The following is a 12330-nucleotide window of genomic DNA, read 5'->3' as shown; positions in this document are numbered from 1 at the left end:
GGGATTACTTCTTCTTGCCGGCGATCGATTTGGCCGGACCCTTGCGGGTACGGGCATTGGTATGGGTACGCTGACCGCGCACCGGCAGGCCGCGACGATGGCGCAGGCCGCGATAACAGCCAAGATCCATCAACCGCTTGATGTTCATCGACACATCGCGACGAAGATCACCCTCGACCAGATAATCACGGTCGATGGTTTCACGGATCTGCAGAACTTCGGCATCGCTCAGTTGAAAAACGCGCTTTGATTCAGGCAAACCAACCTTCTCACACAGTTCCTTGGCCTTAACCGGGCCAATGCCGTGGATATATTGAAGCGCTATGACAACGCGCTTGTTGGTTGGAATATTAACACCAGCAATACGGGCCAAGTGGCACCCTCCATGTGAGCCCTGACGGGCTTTCGAGTGATTGTCGCTGCGCGTCCGGTGGAGGCCGGCCCTTGCGCATGGATTAAGACAACGAAAAGGCCGGCACGCCCGCAAGGGCGGTTCCAGCACAATCGGTTATCCGAAGCTGCGAGGCTCCTAGCCGGTCGACACGGCCAAGTCAAGCAGCAACGGTCGTGATACCTGTCTAATGTTTGGCAGCGTGGAGAATCTGGTCGATTCCCGCTGAAACCACGTCAATCGGCTGCATGCCGTCAATCCGCTTCAGCGCTCCGCGCTGGTCATAAAATGGCGCCACGACTGCGGTGTCGCGGTTATAGGCGGCGAGTCGTGTCTTGAAAATCTCGGGGTCGTCGTCTTTGCGCACCGGCTCACCGCGCGCCTGCGTTTCGGCGGCGCGCGTCATCACGCGCTGCACGAGAGCGGTCTGGTCAACCACCAGCTCGATCACCGCATCAAGCTTCAATCCCTTGGCAGCCAGCATCTCATCGAGGGCTTCGGCCTGCGCCACCGTGCGCGGGAAGCCATCGAGGATAAAGCCCTTGCGGGCATCCTCGTGCTCGATGCGCTCGGCGATAATACCGATGACGATATCGTCCGAAACGAGCCCGCCTCCCTCCATTACCGCCTTCGCCTGTATGCCAATCGGCGTGCCCGCAGCGACCGCCGCGCGCAGCATGTCACCGGTCGCCAATTGCGGAATACCATAAGCGTCCATCAGTCGTTTTGACTGCGTTCCCTTGCCGGCAGCCGGCGGCCCGAGCAGTATCATCCTCATCGACGCGGGCCCTTCAGCTTCGCCTTCTTGATCAGCCCGTCATATTGATGAGCAAGCAGGTGGCCCTGGATCTGTGCCACCGTATCCATCGTCACGGTGACGACGATCATGAGCGACGTACCCCCGAAATAGAAGGGAATAGAATAATAGGAAATCAGGAGTTCAGGAAGCAGGCAAACCACGGATAGGTAGGCAGCACCAATGACCGTAATGCGCGTCAGCACATAATCGATATAGGCGGCAGTACGCTCTCCGGGCCGGAAGCCGGGAATGAACCCGCCATGCTTCTTCAGGTTTTCGGCGGTTTCGACCGGGTTGAAGACGATAGCCGTATAGAAAAAGGCGAAGAAGATGATGAGCGCCAGGTAAAGCGCGATGAAGAGCGGCTGACCATGGCCAAGCAGCGTCGAGACCGTCGTCAGCCAGCCTAAATTCGTGGTCGAGGCATAAAACTGGGCGATTGTCGCAGGCAGCAACAGCAGCGATGAGGCAAAAATCGGCGGGATGACGCCGGACGAATTGAGTTTGAGCGGCAAATGCGACGATTGGCCCTCATAAAGGCGGTTGCCAACCTGGCGCTTGGGGTACTGGATGAGCAACCGGCGCTGCGCCCGCTCCATGAAGACCACCAGAGCCACAACCGCAACCGACATCACCAGCACGAGCAGGATGACGAAGGTCGACAGCGCGCCCTGCCGGCCAAGCTCAAGGGTTCCAATCAACGCGCGGGGCAGTTCAGCAACGATACCGGCAAAAATGATGAGCGAGATACCGTTGCCAATGCCGCGTGACGTGATCTGTTCGCCAAGCCACATGAGGAACATCGTTCCCCCCGTCAGCGTCAGAACCGCCGACAGGCGAAAGAACAGGCCAGGCGACTGGACGATGTTGCCGGCAGCTTCGAGCCCGATCGAAATGCCGTAAGCCTGAACGATGGCAAGCAGCAGCGTCAGATAGCGCGTATACTGGTTGAGCTGGCGACGCCCCGCCTCGCCTTCCTTTTTCAGCGCTTCCAGCTGCTTTGACACCGAGGTCATGAGCTGAATGATGATGGAGGCAGAAATGTAAGGCGTGATGTTAAGCGCAAAGATCGCCATCCGGCCGACCGCGCCGCCGGAGAACATGTTGAAGAGGCCGAGAATACCGGTCTGCGCCTGATTGAACGCCTGCGCCACCGCCTGTCCGTCAATGCCCGGCAGCGGAATGTAGGTCCCCAGCCGGTAGACGAGCAACGCTCCCAGCGTAAACCAGATACGCTGCTTGAGTTCCTCGGCCTTGCCGAACGCCGAGAAATTCAGGTTTGCTGCCAGTTGTTCAGCTGCCGATGCCATCTACGCTCTCCCGGTAGGACCGCTTTGAACGGCCTTGTCTGCTTCGACTGCCACAGGGGCTCACGCCATCTGCGATGTCGTGAGGGCGTAGCGCTATCGCAAGACCGACGCCATCACTTTCACGCGCAAGGCCGCTGACGTTCAGCCATTGCTCTTGGCCGGAGCCGCTTTCGCCATCTTGTCCTTGGTCGCCTTGTCCTTGGCAGCTTTGGCCCGGGCGGCCTTGCCCTTCGCCGGCTTGCTCTCGTCGACTTCAGGCTTTTTGGTGAGTACGCTCACCGTGCCGCCAGCCTTTTCCACCGCTGCGATCGCCGGCTTCGAGGCGCCGTCAACGACAATCGTCACCTTGCTGGTGATCTCGCCGGTACCCAGCAGCCGGACACCCTCGCGGGCGCGCCGCAACACGCCGGACGCCACCAGCGCGGCAGCATCAATCGGCTTGCTCGCATCAAGCTTTTTGGCGTCGATCGCCGTCTGGATACGGCCAAGATTAACCTCGACCAGCTGGCGGCGGAAAATATTGTTGAAGCCGCGCTTGGGCAGACGGCGATGGAGCGGCATCTGGCCGCCCTCGAAGCCGTTAATGGCAACACCCGAGCGCGCGCCCTGCCCCTTGACGCCACGTCCCGAGGTTTTGCCCTTGCCAGAGCCGATGCCGCGGCCAACCCGCTTGAAGGTACGGATGGCGCCGGGATTGTCGCGAATATCATTGAGTTTCATGGCTCTGCCCTCACGCCGCAGGTTCGTCGATGATGCGCAACAGATGACGCACCTTGGCGATCATGCCGCGCACAGCCGGAGTATCCTCCAGCGTCGAGCGGCGATGGCGCTTGTTGAGGCCAAGGCCAACCAGCGTCTGGCGCTGGCTGGCTTCGCGACGGATCGGCGAACCGACCTGTTCAATGGTGACTGTCTTTTTCTGAGCCATCATGACCCTCACGCATCCGTTGCTTCGCCGGCATCTTCACGCCGGCGGTTTTGCAGGGCCGACACCTTGATGCCGCGACGCGCCGCAACCGAGCGCGGTGAATCTTCATGCTTCAGCGCATCAAACGTTGCCCGCACCATGTTATAGGGATTGGACGAGCCAACCGATTTCGACACCACATCCTGGACGCCGAGCGCCTCGAACACGGCGCGCATCGGACCGCCCGCGATGATGCCTGTGCCCGCAGGCGCGGCGCGGACATAAACCCGGCCAGCACCATGGCGCCCGGCAACATCATGATGGAATGTGCGGCCCTCGCGCAGCGGCACGCGCACCAGGCCACGCTTGGCCTGCTCGGTCGCCTTGCGGATCGCCTCAGGCACCTCGCGCGCCTTGCCATGGCCAAAGCCGACACGGCCCTTCTGATCGCCAACGACAACCAGAGCCGCAAAGCCGAAGCGCTTGCCGCCCTTCACCACCTTGGCGACACGATTGATATGCACCAGGCGATCGACGAATTCGCTGTCGCGGTCGTCGCGGTCACGCCCGCCGCCATGTTCTCTAGCCATTATCAGTCCCTCACTGACGCGTCACCGGCTGATACCGCCGGACGCTCGCTTCGGTTTAATTCAGAATTCGAGACCGCCCTCGCGGGCAGCATCCGCAAGCGCCTTGACGCGCCCATGGTAGACATAACCACCACGATCGAAGACGACCGCCTTGATCCCCTGTGCCGTGGCGCGCACGGCCAGCGCCTTGCCGACAGCCTGAGCAGCGGCGACGTCGGCCCCGGTCTTCAACCCCTCGCGCACATCCTTGTCGAGCGAACAGGCGGCCGCAAGCGTGCGCCCCGCCACGTCGTCGATGACCTGGGCGTAAATATGCTTCGAGGAGCGAAACACACTGAGCCGCAGACGACCGCTGGCGGTCGCGCTGATCTTCTTGCGTGTCCGTACCTGGCGCCGTAACCGCGCCTCGTTCTTTGTCCCGATCGCGCTCATCGCATGATCCTCACTTCTTCTTGCCTTCCTTGCGGAAGATCGTCTCGTCAGAATATTTCACGCCCTTGCCCTTATAGGGTTCAGGACCGCGATAATCGCGGATTTCGGCAGCCACCTGTCCAACCTTTTGCTTGTCGATACCGGTGATGACAATCTCGGTCGGCTTGGGGGTTTCAATCTTCACACCATCAGGAATGGCGTAGAGAACTTCATGCGAATAGCCAAGGCTGAGATTAAGCGATTTGCCCTGGACGGCTGCGCGATAACCCACGCCATTGATCTCAAGCCGCTTGGTGAACCCTTCCGAGGCGCCCACGCAGATATTGTGGAGCATCGAGCGTGACAGACCCCAATTGGCGCGCGCCTGCTTGGTGTCTTCCCGCGGATTGACGACCAGCTGGCCATTGTCCTGGGTCAGTTCGACATTCTCCGGAACGGTAAACGCAAGTTCGCCCTTGGCGCCCTTGACCTTGACCGTCTGGCCGGCAACCGCAACGGTGACACCCTTGGGCACCTCCACCGGCTTTTTGCCTAAACGCGACATGATATTTTCTCCCTCGCGCCGATCTTCAGAAGACGGTGCACAGAACTTCGCCGCCGACATTCTTGTCGCGCGCTTCGTGGTCAGCCATCACCCCTTGCGAGGTCGACACGATAGATATGCCCAGACCGTTATAAACACGCGGCAACGCCTCGACCGACGCGTAGACACGCCGGCCCGGCTTTGACACGCGGTCGATTTTCTTGATCGCCGGTTCGCCGTCGAAATATTTGAGCTCGATGCTGAATTCGCTCTTGCCATCCATGTGCTCGACGCTCGAATAGCCACGAATGTAGCCTTCCGATTGCAGCACATCGAGAACGCGTGCGCGCAGTTTCGAACCCGGCGTGACGACCGAGCTGCGCTTGCGCATCGACGAATTGCGGATGCGTGTCAGCATATCGCCCAAGGGATCATTGAGTGCCATTGCCCGCCCCTTACCAGCTCGATTTGACCATGCCCGGAACGAAGCCTTTCGAGGCCAGATCCCGGAGCGCGATGCGCGACATCTTCAGTTTGCGGTAATAGGCGCGCGGACGCCCACTGACCTCACAGCGATTGCGAATGCGGTTTTTAGCCGAATTGCGTGGCAAAGCCGCCAGCTTCATGGTCGCCTCGAAACGTTCTTCAATCGAGGTCTCCTTGTTCATGATCACGGTCTTGAGCCGCGTGCGCTTGCCAAGGAATTTCTTGGTAAGATGCCGCCGGTGCTTGTTCTTTTCGACCGAGGAAGTTTTAGCCATGGGGTCAGATCCTCAACAACGTCACTGACGGAAAGGGAAATTGAGCAGCTTGAGGAGAGCGCGCGCTTCCTCATCGGTGCGGGCCGTGGTGCAGACGATGACGTCCAGACCCCATACCGCTTCCGCCTTGTCGTAATTGATCTCGGGGAACACCAGATGCTCCTTGATGCCGAGCGCAAAATTACCGCGCCCATCGAAGGATTTCGGCGACAATCCACGAAAATCGCGTACGCGCGGCAGCGCGATGTTGACCAGGCGGTCGACAAACTCATACATGCGCTGCCGACGTAACGTCACCTTGGCGCCAATCGGCATGTTCTCGCGCAGCTTGAAGGTCGAGATGGCCTTGCGCGCCCGTGTCACGACCGGCTTCTGGCCGGCGATGAGGGCAAGATCGCCCGCAGCGACCGCCGCCTTCTTGGAATCGGCGGTCGACTCGCCAACCCCCATATTGAGCACGACCTTTTCCAACTGCGGAACCTCGATCGGGCTCGAATACCCGAATTGTTCCATCAGCTTCGGTCGCACCACACTTTCGAAGTGCGCCTTCAGACGCGGCACATGGATCATTTGTTCAGCCATTGATCGTCTCCCCCGACCGCTTGGCGACGCGAACCTTCTTGCCGTCCTCGAGCACCTTGAAACCGACACGCGTTGGCTTGCCGTCCTTGGGGTCGAGAAGCGCCAGGTTCGACAGGTCGATCGGGCCTTCCTTGCTGATGATGCCACCTGCCTGATTGGCAGATTGACGCTGATGACGTTTGACGAGATGGACACCGCGCACCAGCGCGCGCCCTTCGCCGGGACGGACTTCGATCACTTCGCCGCTCTTGCCCTTGTCACGGCCGGAGAGGACGAAAACCTTGTCGCCTTTCTTGATCTTGGCGGCCATTACAGCACCTCCGGAGCAAGCGAGATGATCTTCATGTGGTTCTTGGCCCGCAATTCACGTGGCACCGGCCCGAAGATGCGCGTGCCGATCGGCTCCTGCTGATTGTTGATCAGCACGGCGGCATTGCGGTCAAAGCGGATGACCGAGCCATCAGCGCGGCGGATGTCCTTCGACGTCCTCACCACCACGGCCTTCATCACGTCGCCCTTCTTGACGCGGCCACGCGGGATAGCCTCCTTGATCGACACCACGATGATGTCGCCAACTCCGGCATATCTGCGCTTCGAGCCACCCAGCACCTTGATGCACATGACACGGCGCGCACCCGAATTATCGGCGACGTCGAGGTTAGTTTGCATCTGGATCATCGTCTTGAACCTTCTCCTGCCGCGCCGTTGTCATACGACGCCAGCCGGCCTTTCCTTACTTGCCCGCGGCAGCGTCCGTGAGGACGATCCAGCGCTTCAATTTCGAAATCGGCTTTGTCTCTTCAATCCGCACGACATCGCCGATCTTGACGCCGTTATTCTCGTCATGTGCGTGGTATTTCTTGCTACGACGCACCGTCTTTTTCAGCAGCGGATGGGTGAAACGACGCTCCACCTTCACCACGACCGTCTTGTTCGTCGCGTCGGAGACCACGACGCCCTGGAGAATACGTTTGGGCATATCTGGCTCCTACTTCGCCGCCTGATGCTGGGTCATAAACGTCTTGATGCGGGCAATATCGCGCCGCACGGCGCGCACCCGTGACGTGTTCTCAATCTGGTTGGTCGCCTTCTGAAAGCGCAGATTGAACTGCTCCTTCTTCAATTCGGCCAACTTGTCGGTAAGCTGATCAGCGCTGAGGGCGCGAACTTCACTGGCTTTCATCACGTCCTCCTCACTCGGCAATGCGCTGAACAAAGCGCGTCTTGATCGGCAGTTTGGCGGCCGCCAGCTCGAGCGCCAGCCTGGCGGTCTCGATCGGCACGCCGTCGACTTCAAACATGATGCGGCCTGGATGGACGCGCGCGACCCAGAATTCCGGCGCACCCTTGCCCGAACCCATGCGCACTTCGGCAGGTTTCGAGGACACCGGCACATCGGGGAAGATGCGGATCCACACGCGCCCCAGGCGTTTCATTTCACGGGTGAGCGCCCGGCGAGCCGCCTCGATCTGGCGGGCCGTCACACGCTCCGGCTCCATCGCCTTCAGCCCATACTGGCCGAAGGCAAGCTCGAAGCCCCCTTTGGCCTGGCCATGAATGCGGCCCTTGAAAGCGCGCCGGAATTTGGTTTTCTTCGGTTGCAGCATAACGCGATCCTCGTCCTCTCCTCAGCGCTCGTCGCGCCGACGCTCGGACTTGTTGTTGTCCTCGCCCGCCATGCGCTTATCGAGCGCCATCGGGTCGTGCTCCAGAATTTCGCCCTTGAAAATCCACACCTTGACGCCGCAGGTGCCCATCGCCGTATGCGCGGTGGCAACCCCGTAATCGACATCAGCGCGCAGCGTATGCAATGGCACGCGGCCTTCGCGGTACCATTCCATGCGGGCGATTTCCGCCCCGCCAAGGCGCCCCGAACAATTGATGCGGATACCCTCCGCACCCATACGCATGGCCGATTGAACAGCACGCTTCATGGCGCGGCGGAATGCAACCCGGCGCTCGAGCTGCTGGGCAATGGAATCAGCCACCAGCGTCGCATCGATTTCCGGTTTGCGGATTTCAACAATGTTGACGACCACATCCGACTTCGTGAGATCAGCCACCCGCTTGCGGATCTTGTCGATATCCGCGCCCTTCTTGCCGATGACGATACCCGGGCGTGCCGAATGGATGGTGATGCGCGCTTTCTTGTGCGGCCGCTCGATGATGATCTTGCTGACCGCTGCCTGCTTCAGTTCACGGAGCAGAACCTCACGGATTTTCAGATCCTCATGCAGCAGCGTGCCATACTCCCCGCGCGCCGCAAACCAGCGGCTGTCCCAGGTCCGGTTGATGCCCAGACGCAGCCCCGTCGGATTGACCTTTTGGCCCATTAGGCTTGCTCCTCGATCTGCCGCACAACGATGGTGAGGTGCGAGAATGTATGCTCGATGCTCGACGCCTTGCCGCGACCACGCGCATGGAAGCGCTTGATCACCATGGCGCGCCCGACATGGGCCTCGGCAACGACGAGATCATCGACATCCAGCTCATGATTGTTTTCGGCATTGGCAATGGCGCTCTCCAGCGTCTTGCGAACCTGGACGGCGATACGTTTGCGCGAGAACTCGAGATCGTTGAGCGCGCTCTGCACGCTCTTGCCGCGAATAAGGGCTGCGACCAGATTAAGCTTCTGCGGCGACACGCGCATCATGCGTGCCACGGCCTTCGCCTCGTTCTCTTTCAATACGCGTGGACGGGCTGTTTTACCCATGGCTCACTTCCTCTTCGCCTTCTTGTCGGCGGCGTGGCCATAGAAGGTGCGGGTTGGCGAAAACTCGCCGAACTTCATACCCACCATCTCTTCCGACACGTTGACCGGAATATGCTTCTGTCCGTTGTAGACGCCGAACGTCAGACCAACGAATTGCGGCAGGATCGTCGAGCGCCGGCTCCACGTCTTGATGACTTCATTGCGCCCGCTGCCACGAACCGTATCTGCCTTTTTGAGCAGATAACCGTCAATGAACGGACCTTTCCAAACTGAACGAGCCATATTGACCTCAGCTGCCCTTCTTCTTCACGTGGCGCGAGCGCACGATGAACTTGGTTGTGCGCTTGTTGCGCCGCGTCTTCTTGCCCTTGGTCGGCACGCCCCAGGGCGACACCGGATGGCGGCCACCCGATGTGCGGCCTTCGCCGCCGCCATGCGGATGGTCAACCGGGTTCATGGCAACGCCGCGATTATGCGGCTTGCGGCCAAGCCAGCGATTGCGCCCGGCCTTGCCGATCGACACGTTCATATGGTCGGGGTTCGAAACCGCGCCGACAGTGGCATAGCACTGGCCATGAACCATGCGCTGTTCGCCAGAATTCAGACGCAGCGCCACATAGCCCTGGTCGCGACCGACGATCTGCGCGTAGGTGCCGGCAGAGCGCGCCATGGCCCCGCCCTTGCCGATCTTGAGTTCCACATTGTGCACCAGCGTTCCAACCGGGATAGCCAGCAGCGGCATCGCATTGCCGGGCTTCACGTCAACGCTGTCACCAGCCGTCACCGCATCGCCAACCGCCAGACGCTGCGGCGCCAGAATGTAGGACAGAACGCCATCATCATATTTGAGAAGCGCCAGAAACGACGTGCGGTTTGGGTCGTACTCGATCCGCTCCACATGGGCGATCTTGCCGGCATGCTCACGCCGGCGGAAATCGACCAGACGATACGTCCGCTTGTGCCCGCCGCCACGGAAGCGAACCGTGATGCGCCCGAGATTGTTGCGCCCGCCCGACGAGCTCAACCCTTCGGTGAGCGCCTTGACCGGCTTGCCTTTGTAAAGCTCGGAGCGATCAACCAGAACCAGCTGGCGCTGGCTCGGTGTCGTCGGCTTGAATTGCTTGAGAGCCATGTTACGCCCTTCCCTCAGAGGCCGGTCGTGACGTCGATCGATTGGCCTTCGGCCAACGTCACAACTGCTTTTTTAACATCGCTGCGCTGGCCGAGCCGGCCTTTGAAGCGCTTGACCTTGCCTTTGGTGACCAGCGTGTTGACCGCCGTCACCTTGACGTCGAAGAGCTTCTCGACAGCCTGCTTGATCTCGTCCTTGGTCGCATCAATGGCGACGCGGAAGATCACCTTGCTGTGCTCCGAGGCCAACGTTGCCTTTTCCGTGATGACCGGCGAGCGGATCACATCGTAATGCCGGGGATCGATCATTTGAGGCGCGCCTCCAGGGCTTCAACCGCTGCGCGCGTCAGCACAAGCTTGTCGCGGCGCAGGATGTCGTAAACATTGATCCCCTGCACCGGCAGCACGTCGATATGGGGAATGTTGCGGGCGGCGAGCCCGAAATTCTCGTCAACGCTCGCCCCGTCAATGATGAGCGCATTGACCAGGCCAAGCTTGCCGAAACTCTCCAGAAGGGCTGCCGTCTTCGCATCCTTCATGCTCGCCTGATCGAGAATGAGCAGGCTCGATGATCTGACCTTGGAGGATAGTGCCAGCTTCAGGCCGAGCGCGCGCACCTTCTTGGGCAGATCGTGCCCGTGATCGCGTGGCGTTGGTCCAAACGCCCGGCCACCGCCGCGAAACTGCGGAGCGCGCGCCGAGGAGTGGCGGGCACGCCCCGTACCCTTCTGCCCATACATCTTCTTGCCGGTACGCGCGATCTCTGCACGATTCTTGACGTCGTGCGTGCCGGCGCGGCGCTTGGCAAGCTGCCAGCGGACCACGCGCTGCAAAATGTCGCCACGCGGCTCGAGGCCGAAGACGTCGTCTGACAGATCAAGCGAACCCGACGCCTTGCCTTCAAGGCTGCTGATATCGATCTTCATCTTATTCTCCCTCGCCGCTGGCCGCGGCCGGGCTGGCGGTCACGTCGGCCACCGGTGCCTTGAACGCACCGGGAAGCGGCGCATCCTTCGGCAGCGGCTTCTTCACCGCATCGCTGACCAGGATCCACCCACCCTTGCTGCCGGGAACCGCGCCCTCGACGAGGATGAGGCCCTGCTCGACATCGGTACGAATGACCTTGAGATTCTGGGTTGTCACCCGCTCCTGGCCGAGATGGCCGGCCATCTTCTTGTTCTTGAAGGTCTTGCCCGGATCCTGACGGTTACCCGTGGAGCCATGCGAACGATGCGACACGGAGACGCCGTGGGTGGCGCGCAGACCGCCGAAATTCCACCGCTTCATCGCGCCGGCAAAGCCCTTGCCGACGGTGATGCCTGTGACATCGACGAACTGACCGGGAACGTAATGATCAGCCGTCAGCTCGGCGCCAACCGGAATCAACCCGTCCTTATCGACACGAAATTCCGCAACGCGGCGTTTCGGCTCGACCTTGGCAACCGCAAAATGTCCCCGCTCGGCGTTGGACACATTCTTGACCTTGGCGCGCCCAGCTCCCAGCTGGACTGCGACATAGCCATTCTTCTCCTCGGTGCGGTGCGCCACAACCTGGCACCCGTCGAGGCGAAGCACGGTGACCGGAACATGTTCCCCGCCATCTGTGAAGATGCGGGTCATGCCAACCTTTTGTGCAATGACACCGGAACGCATCGGTGACGACCTTCCTTCAATGGCGCTAGAACCAGCGCCGTAAAACCTTAGAGTTTGATCTCGACGTCCACGCCCGCAGCAAGATCGAGCTTCATCAAAGCATCGACCGTCTGCGGTGTGGGATCGACGATATCGAGGAGCCGCTTATGGGTGCGAATTTCGAACTGTTCGCGGCTCTTCTTGTCGATGTGCGGCGAACGGTTGACGGTGAATTTCTCCAACCGCGTCGGCAGCGGAATGGGCCCGCGAACCTGCGCGCCCGTCCGCTTGGCCGTGCTCACGATCTCGCGCGTCGAGGCATCGAGGATACGATGATCGAACGCCTTGAGCCGGATGCGAATATTTTGACCGTTCATGACCGCTTGTCTTTCTTCGAAAACCCGTGGTGGCGATATGAGATCGCCGCCTCATTCACTCAATAATGCTGGCAACGACGCCGGCGCCAACTGTCCGCCCGCCTTCGCGGATGGCGAAGCGCAGCTTCTCTTCCATGGCGATCGGCGCAATCAGCACCACTTCCATGGTGACGTTATCACCA

Annotated in this window: 24 protein-coding genes and 1 pseudogene; all 25 read right to left on the bottom strand. The window is 60.4% G+C overall.

Going from position 1 to position 12330, the window contains the following annotated elements:
• Positions 1–4: 4 nt before the first annotated feature.
• A complete protein-coding gene (rpsM, locus tag ACINK1_RS02910; RefSeq protein ID WP_376802371.1) occupies positions 5–373 on the bottom strand; it encodes a 30S ribosomal protein S13 in 369 nt (122 codons plus the stop codon).
• A gap of 205 nt (positions 374–578) precedes the next feature.
• Positions 579–1169 (bottom strand): adenylate kinase, encoded by a 591-nt coding sequence (locus ACINK1_RS02905; protein ID WP_376802370.1) that lies wholly within the window; start codon positions 1167–1169, stop codon positions 579–581.
• The gene (gene secY / locus ACINK1_RS02900) at positions 1166–2500 is read right to left on the bottom strand and encodes a preprotein translocase subunit SecY (protein WP_376802369.1); all 1335 of its coding nucleotides are present in this window, start codon (positions 2498–2500) and stop codon (positions 1166–1168) included. The genes ACINK1_RS02905 and secY overlap by 4 nt, the downstream gene beginning before the upstream one ends.
• A gap of 141 nt (positions 2501–2641) precedes the next feature.
• The gene (rplO, locus tag ACINK1_RS02895) at positions 2642–3220 is read right to left on the bottom strand and encodes a 50S ribosomal protein L15 (protein WP_376802368.1); all 579 of its coding nucleotides are present in this window, start codon (positions 3218–3220) and stop codon (positions 2642–2644) included.
• Positions 3221–3230: 10 nt separating this feature from the next.
• Complete coding sequence (rpmD, locus tag ACINK1_RS02890) at positions 3231–3428, bottom strand: 50S ribosomal protein L30 (protein WP_376802367.1); 198 nt, start codon at positions 3426–3428, stop codon at positions 3231–3233.
• Positions 3429–3436: 8 nt separating this feature from the next.
• Positions 3437–3997, bottom strand: a complete 561-nt coding sequence (gene rpsE, locus ACINK1_RS02885; protein WP_376802366.1) for a 30S ribosomal protein S5 — start codon at positions 3995–3997, stop codon at positions 3437–3439.
• 60 nt (positions 3998–4057) lie between these two features.
• Positions 4058–4429, bottom strand: coding sequence for a 50S ribosomal protein L18 (gene rplR, locus ACINK1_RS02880; RefSeq protein ID WP_376802365.1), 372 nt, complete (start codon positions 4427–4429; stop codon positions 4058–4060).
• 10 nt (positions 4430–4439) lie between these two features.
• Positions 4440–4973 carry a 50S ribosomal protein L6 gene (rplF, locus tag ACINK1_RS02875; RefSeq protein ID WP_376802364.1) on the bottom strand — a complete coding sequence of 178 codons (534 nt, stop codon included), beginning with the start codon at positions 4971–4973 and terminating at the stop codon, positions 4440–4442.
• A gap of 25 nt (positions 4974–4998) precedes the next feature.
• Positions 4999–5397, bottom strand: coding sequence for a 30S ribosomal protein S8 (rpsH, locus tag ACINK1_RS02870; protein ID WP_376802363.1), 399 nt, complete (start codon positions 5395–5397; stop codon positions 4999–5001).
• 10 nt (positions 5398–5407) lie between these two features.
• Complete coding sequence (gene rpsN / locus ACINK1_RS02865; protein WP_376802362.1) at positions 5408–5713, bottom strand: 30S ribosomal protein S14; 306 nt, start codon at positions 5711–5713, stop codon at positions 5408–5410.
• A 21-nt stretch (positions 5714–5734) separates the two neighbouring features.
• A complete protein-coding gene (gene rplE / locus ACINK1_RS02860) occupies positions 5735–6295 on the bottom strand; it encodes a 50S ribosomal protein L5 (protein WP_376802361.1) in 561 nt (186 codons plus the stop codon).
• Complete coding sequence (rplX, locus tag ACINK1_RS02855; RefSeq protein ID WP_376802360.1) at positions 6288–6605, bottom strand: 50S ribosomal protein L24; 318 nt, start codon at positions 6603–6605, stop codon at positions 6288–6290. The genes rplE and rplX overlap by 8 nt, the downstream gene beginning before the upstream one ends.
• Positions 6605–6973: a 50S ribosomal protein L14 gene (rplN, locus tag ACINK1_RS02850; protein WP_376802359.1), complete on the bottom strand. Its 369-nt coding sequence runs from the start codon at positions 6971–6973 to the stop codon at positions 6605–6607. The genes rplX and rplN overlap by 1 nt, the downstream gene beginning before the upstream one ends.
• Positions 6974–7028: 55 nt before the next feature.
• Entirely contained in the window at positions 7029–7274 is a 246-nt protein-coding gene (rpsQ, locus tag ACINK1_RS02845) for a 30S ribosomal protein S17 (protein ID WP_376802358.1), read from the bottom strand.
• A gap of 9 nt (positions 7275–7283) precedes the next feature.
• Positions 7284–7478 carry a 50S ribosomal protein L29 gene (gene rpmC / locus ACINK1_RS02840; RefSeq protein ID WP_376802357.1) on the bottom strand — a complete coding sequence of 65 codons (195 nt, stop codon included), beginning with the start codon at positions 7476–7478 and terminating at the stop codon, positions 7284–7286.
• Positions 7479–7488: 10 nt separating this feature from the next.
• Entirely contained in the window at positions 7489–7902 is a 414-nt protein-coding gene (gene rplP / locus ACINK1_RS02835; protein WP_376802356.1) for a 50S ribosomal protein L16, read from the bottom strand.
• 21 nt (positions 7903–7923) lie between these two features.
• On the bottom strand, positions 7924–8628 hold the full coding sequence (gene rpsC / locus ACINK1_RS02830) for a 30S ribosomal protein S3 (RefSeq protein ID WP_376802355.1): 705 nt from the start codon (positions 8626–8628) through the stop codon (positions 7924–7926).
• The gene (rplV, locus tag ACINK1_RS02825) at positions 8628–9008 is read right to left on the bottom strand and encodes a 50S ribosomal protein L22 (protein ID WP_376802354.1); all 381 of its coding nucleotides are present in this window, start codon (positions 9006–9008) and stop codon (positions 8628–8630) included. The genes rpsC and rplV overlap by 1 nt, the downstream gene beginning before the upstream one ends.
• 3 nt (positions 9009–9011) lie before the next feature.
• Complete coding sequence (rpsS, locus tag ACINK1_RS02820) at positions 9012–9290, bottom strand: 30S ribosomal protein S19 (protein ID WP_376802353.1); 279 nt, start codon at positions 9288–9290, stop codon at positions 9012–9014.
• 7 nt (positions 9291–9297) lie between these two features.
• Positions 9298–10140 carry a 50S ribosomal protein L2 gene (gene rplB, locus ACINK1_RS02815; RefSeq protein WP_376802352.1) on the bottom strand — a complete coding sequence of 281 codons (843 nt, stop codon included), beginning with the start codon at positions 10138–10140 and terminating at the stop codon, positions 9298–9300.
• A 14-nt stretch (positions 10141–10154) separates the two neighbouring features.
• A complete protein-coding gene (locus ACINK1_RS02810; protein WP_376802351.1) occupies positions 10155–10448 on the bottom strand; it encodes a 50S ribosomal protein L23 in 294 nt (97 codons plus the stop codon).
• Complete coding sequence (gene rplD, locus ACINK1_RS02805; RefSeq protein ID WP_376802350.1) at positions 10445–11065, bottom strand: 50S ribosomal protein L4; 621 nt, start codon at positions 11063–11065, stop codon at positions 10445–10447. The genes ACINK1_RS02810 and rplD overlap by 4 nt, the downstream gene beginning before the upstream one ends.
• A 1-nt stretch (position 11066) precedes the next feature.
• Positions 11067–11792 (bottom strand): 50S ribosomal protein L3, encoded by a 726-nt coding sequence (rplC, locus tag ACINK1_RS02800; RefSeq protein WP_376802349.1) that lies wholly within the window; start codon positions 11790–11792, stop codon positions 11067–11069.
• A gap of 47 nt (positions 11793–11839) precedes the next feature.
• Positions 11840–12148, bottom strand: a complete 309-nt coding sequence (gene rpsJ, locus ACINK1_RS02795) for a 30S ribosomal protein S10 (protein WP_376802348.1) — start codon at positions 12146–12148, stop codon at positions 11840–11842.
• Between the two features lie 55 nt (positions 12149–12203).
• A pseudogene (gene tuf / locus ACINK1_RS02790) lies at positions 12204–12330 on the bottom strand (elongation factor Tu); the annotation flags it as partial.

This window comes from Raskinella chloraquaticus (SeqCode) (genome assembly GCF_021731865.1).
GTDB classification, from domain to species: domain Bacteria; phylum Pseudomonadota; class Alphaproteobacteria; order Rhizobiales; family UBA4765; genus Raskinella; species Raskinella chloraquaticus.
The sequence above is the reverse complement of the archived record's forward strand: the minus strand, read 5'-3'. Positions and strand labels throughout refer to the sequence as shown.

Coding starts and splice junctions, on each gene's coding strand:
- rplB (WP_376802352.1), bottom strand. CDS start 10,140: ATGGCTCTCAAGCAATTCAAGCCGACGACACCGAGCCAGCGCCAGCTG.
- rpsE (WP_376802366.1), bottom strand. CDS start 3,997: ATGGCTAGAGAACATGGCGGCGGGCGTGACCGCGACGACCGCGACAGC.
- rplO (WP_376802368.1), bottom strand. CDS start 3,220: ATGAAACTCAATGATATTCGCGACAATCCCGGCGCCATCCGTACCTTC.
- rplX (WP_376802360.1), bottom strand. CDS start 6,605: ATGGCCGCCAAGATCAAGAAAGGCGACAAGGTTTTCGTCCTCTCCGGC.
- rpsC (WP_376802355.1), bottom strand. CDS start 8,628: ATGGGCCAAAAGGTCAATCCGACGGGGCTGCGTCTGGGCATCAACCGG.
- ACINK1_RS02905 (WP_376802370.1), bottom strand. CDS start 1,169: ATGAGGATGATACTGCTCGGGCCGCCGGCTGCCGGCAAGGGAACGCAG.
- rpmD (WP_376802367.1), bottom strand. CDS start 3,428: ATGGCTCAGAAAAAGACAGTCACCATTGAACAGGTCGGTTCGCCGATC.
- rplD (WP_376802350.1), bottom strand. CDS start 11,065: ATGAAGATCGATATCAGCAGCCTTGAAGGCAAGGCGTCGGGTTCGCTT.
- rpsH (WP_376802363.1), bottom strand. CDS start 5,397: ATGGCACTCAATGATCCCTTGGGCGATATGCTGACACGCATCCGCAAT.
- rplF (WP_376802364.1), bottom strand. CDS start 4,973: ATGTCGCGTTTAGGCAAAAAGCCGGTGGAGGTGCCCAAGGGTGTCACC.
- rplN (WP_376802359.1), bottom strand. CDS start 6,973: ATGATCCAGATGCAAACTAACCTCGACGTCGCCGATAATTCGGGTGCG.
- secY (WP_376802369.1), bottom strand. CDS start 2,500: ATGGCATCGGCAGCTGAACAACTGGCAGCAAACCTGAATTTCTCGGCG.
- rplC (WP_376802349.1), bottom strand. CDS start 11,792: ATGCGTTCCGGTGTCATTGCACAAAAGGTTGGCATGACCCGCATCTTC.
- rpsJ (WP_376802348.1), bottom strand. CDS start 12,148: ATGAACGGTCAAAATATTCGCATCCGGCTCAAGGCGTTCGATCATCGT.
- rplR (WP_376802365.1), bottom strand. CDS start 4,429: ATGAGCGCGATCGGGACAAAGAACGAGGCGCGGTTACGGCGCCAGGTA.
- rplE (WP_376802361.1), bottom strand. CDS start 6,295: ATGGCTGAACAAATGATCCATGTGCCGCGTCTGAAGGCGCACTTCGAA.
- ACINK1_RS02810 (WP_376802351.1), bottom strand. CDS start 10,448: ATGATCGATCCCCGGCATTACGATGTGATCCGCTCGCCGGTCATCACG.
- rpsQ (WP_376802358.1), bottom strand. CDS start 7,274: ATGCCCAAACGTATTCTCCAGGGCGTCGTGGTCTCCGACGCGACGAAC.
- rplV (WP_376802354.1), bottom strand. CDS start 9,008: ATGGGTAAAACAGCCCGTCCACGCGTATTGAAAGAGAACGAGGCGAAG.
- rpmC (WP_376802357.1), bottom strand. CDS start 7,478: ATGAAAGCCAGTGAAGTTCGCGCCCTCAGCGCTGATCAGCTTACCGAC.
- rpsS (WP_376802353.1), bottom strand. CDS start 9,290: ATGGCTCGTTCAGTTTGGAAAGGTCCGTTCATTGACGGTTATCTGCTC.
- rpsN (WP_376802362.1), bottom strand. CDS start 5,713: ATGGCTAAAACTTCCTCGGTCGAAAAGAACAAGCACCGGCGGCATCTT.
- rplP (WP_376802356.1), bottom strand. CDS start 7,902: ATGCTGCAACCGAAGAAAACCAAATTCCGGCGCGCTTTCAAGGGCCGC.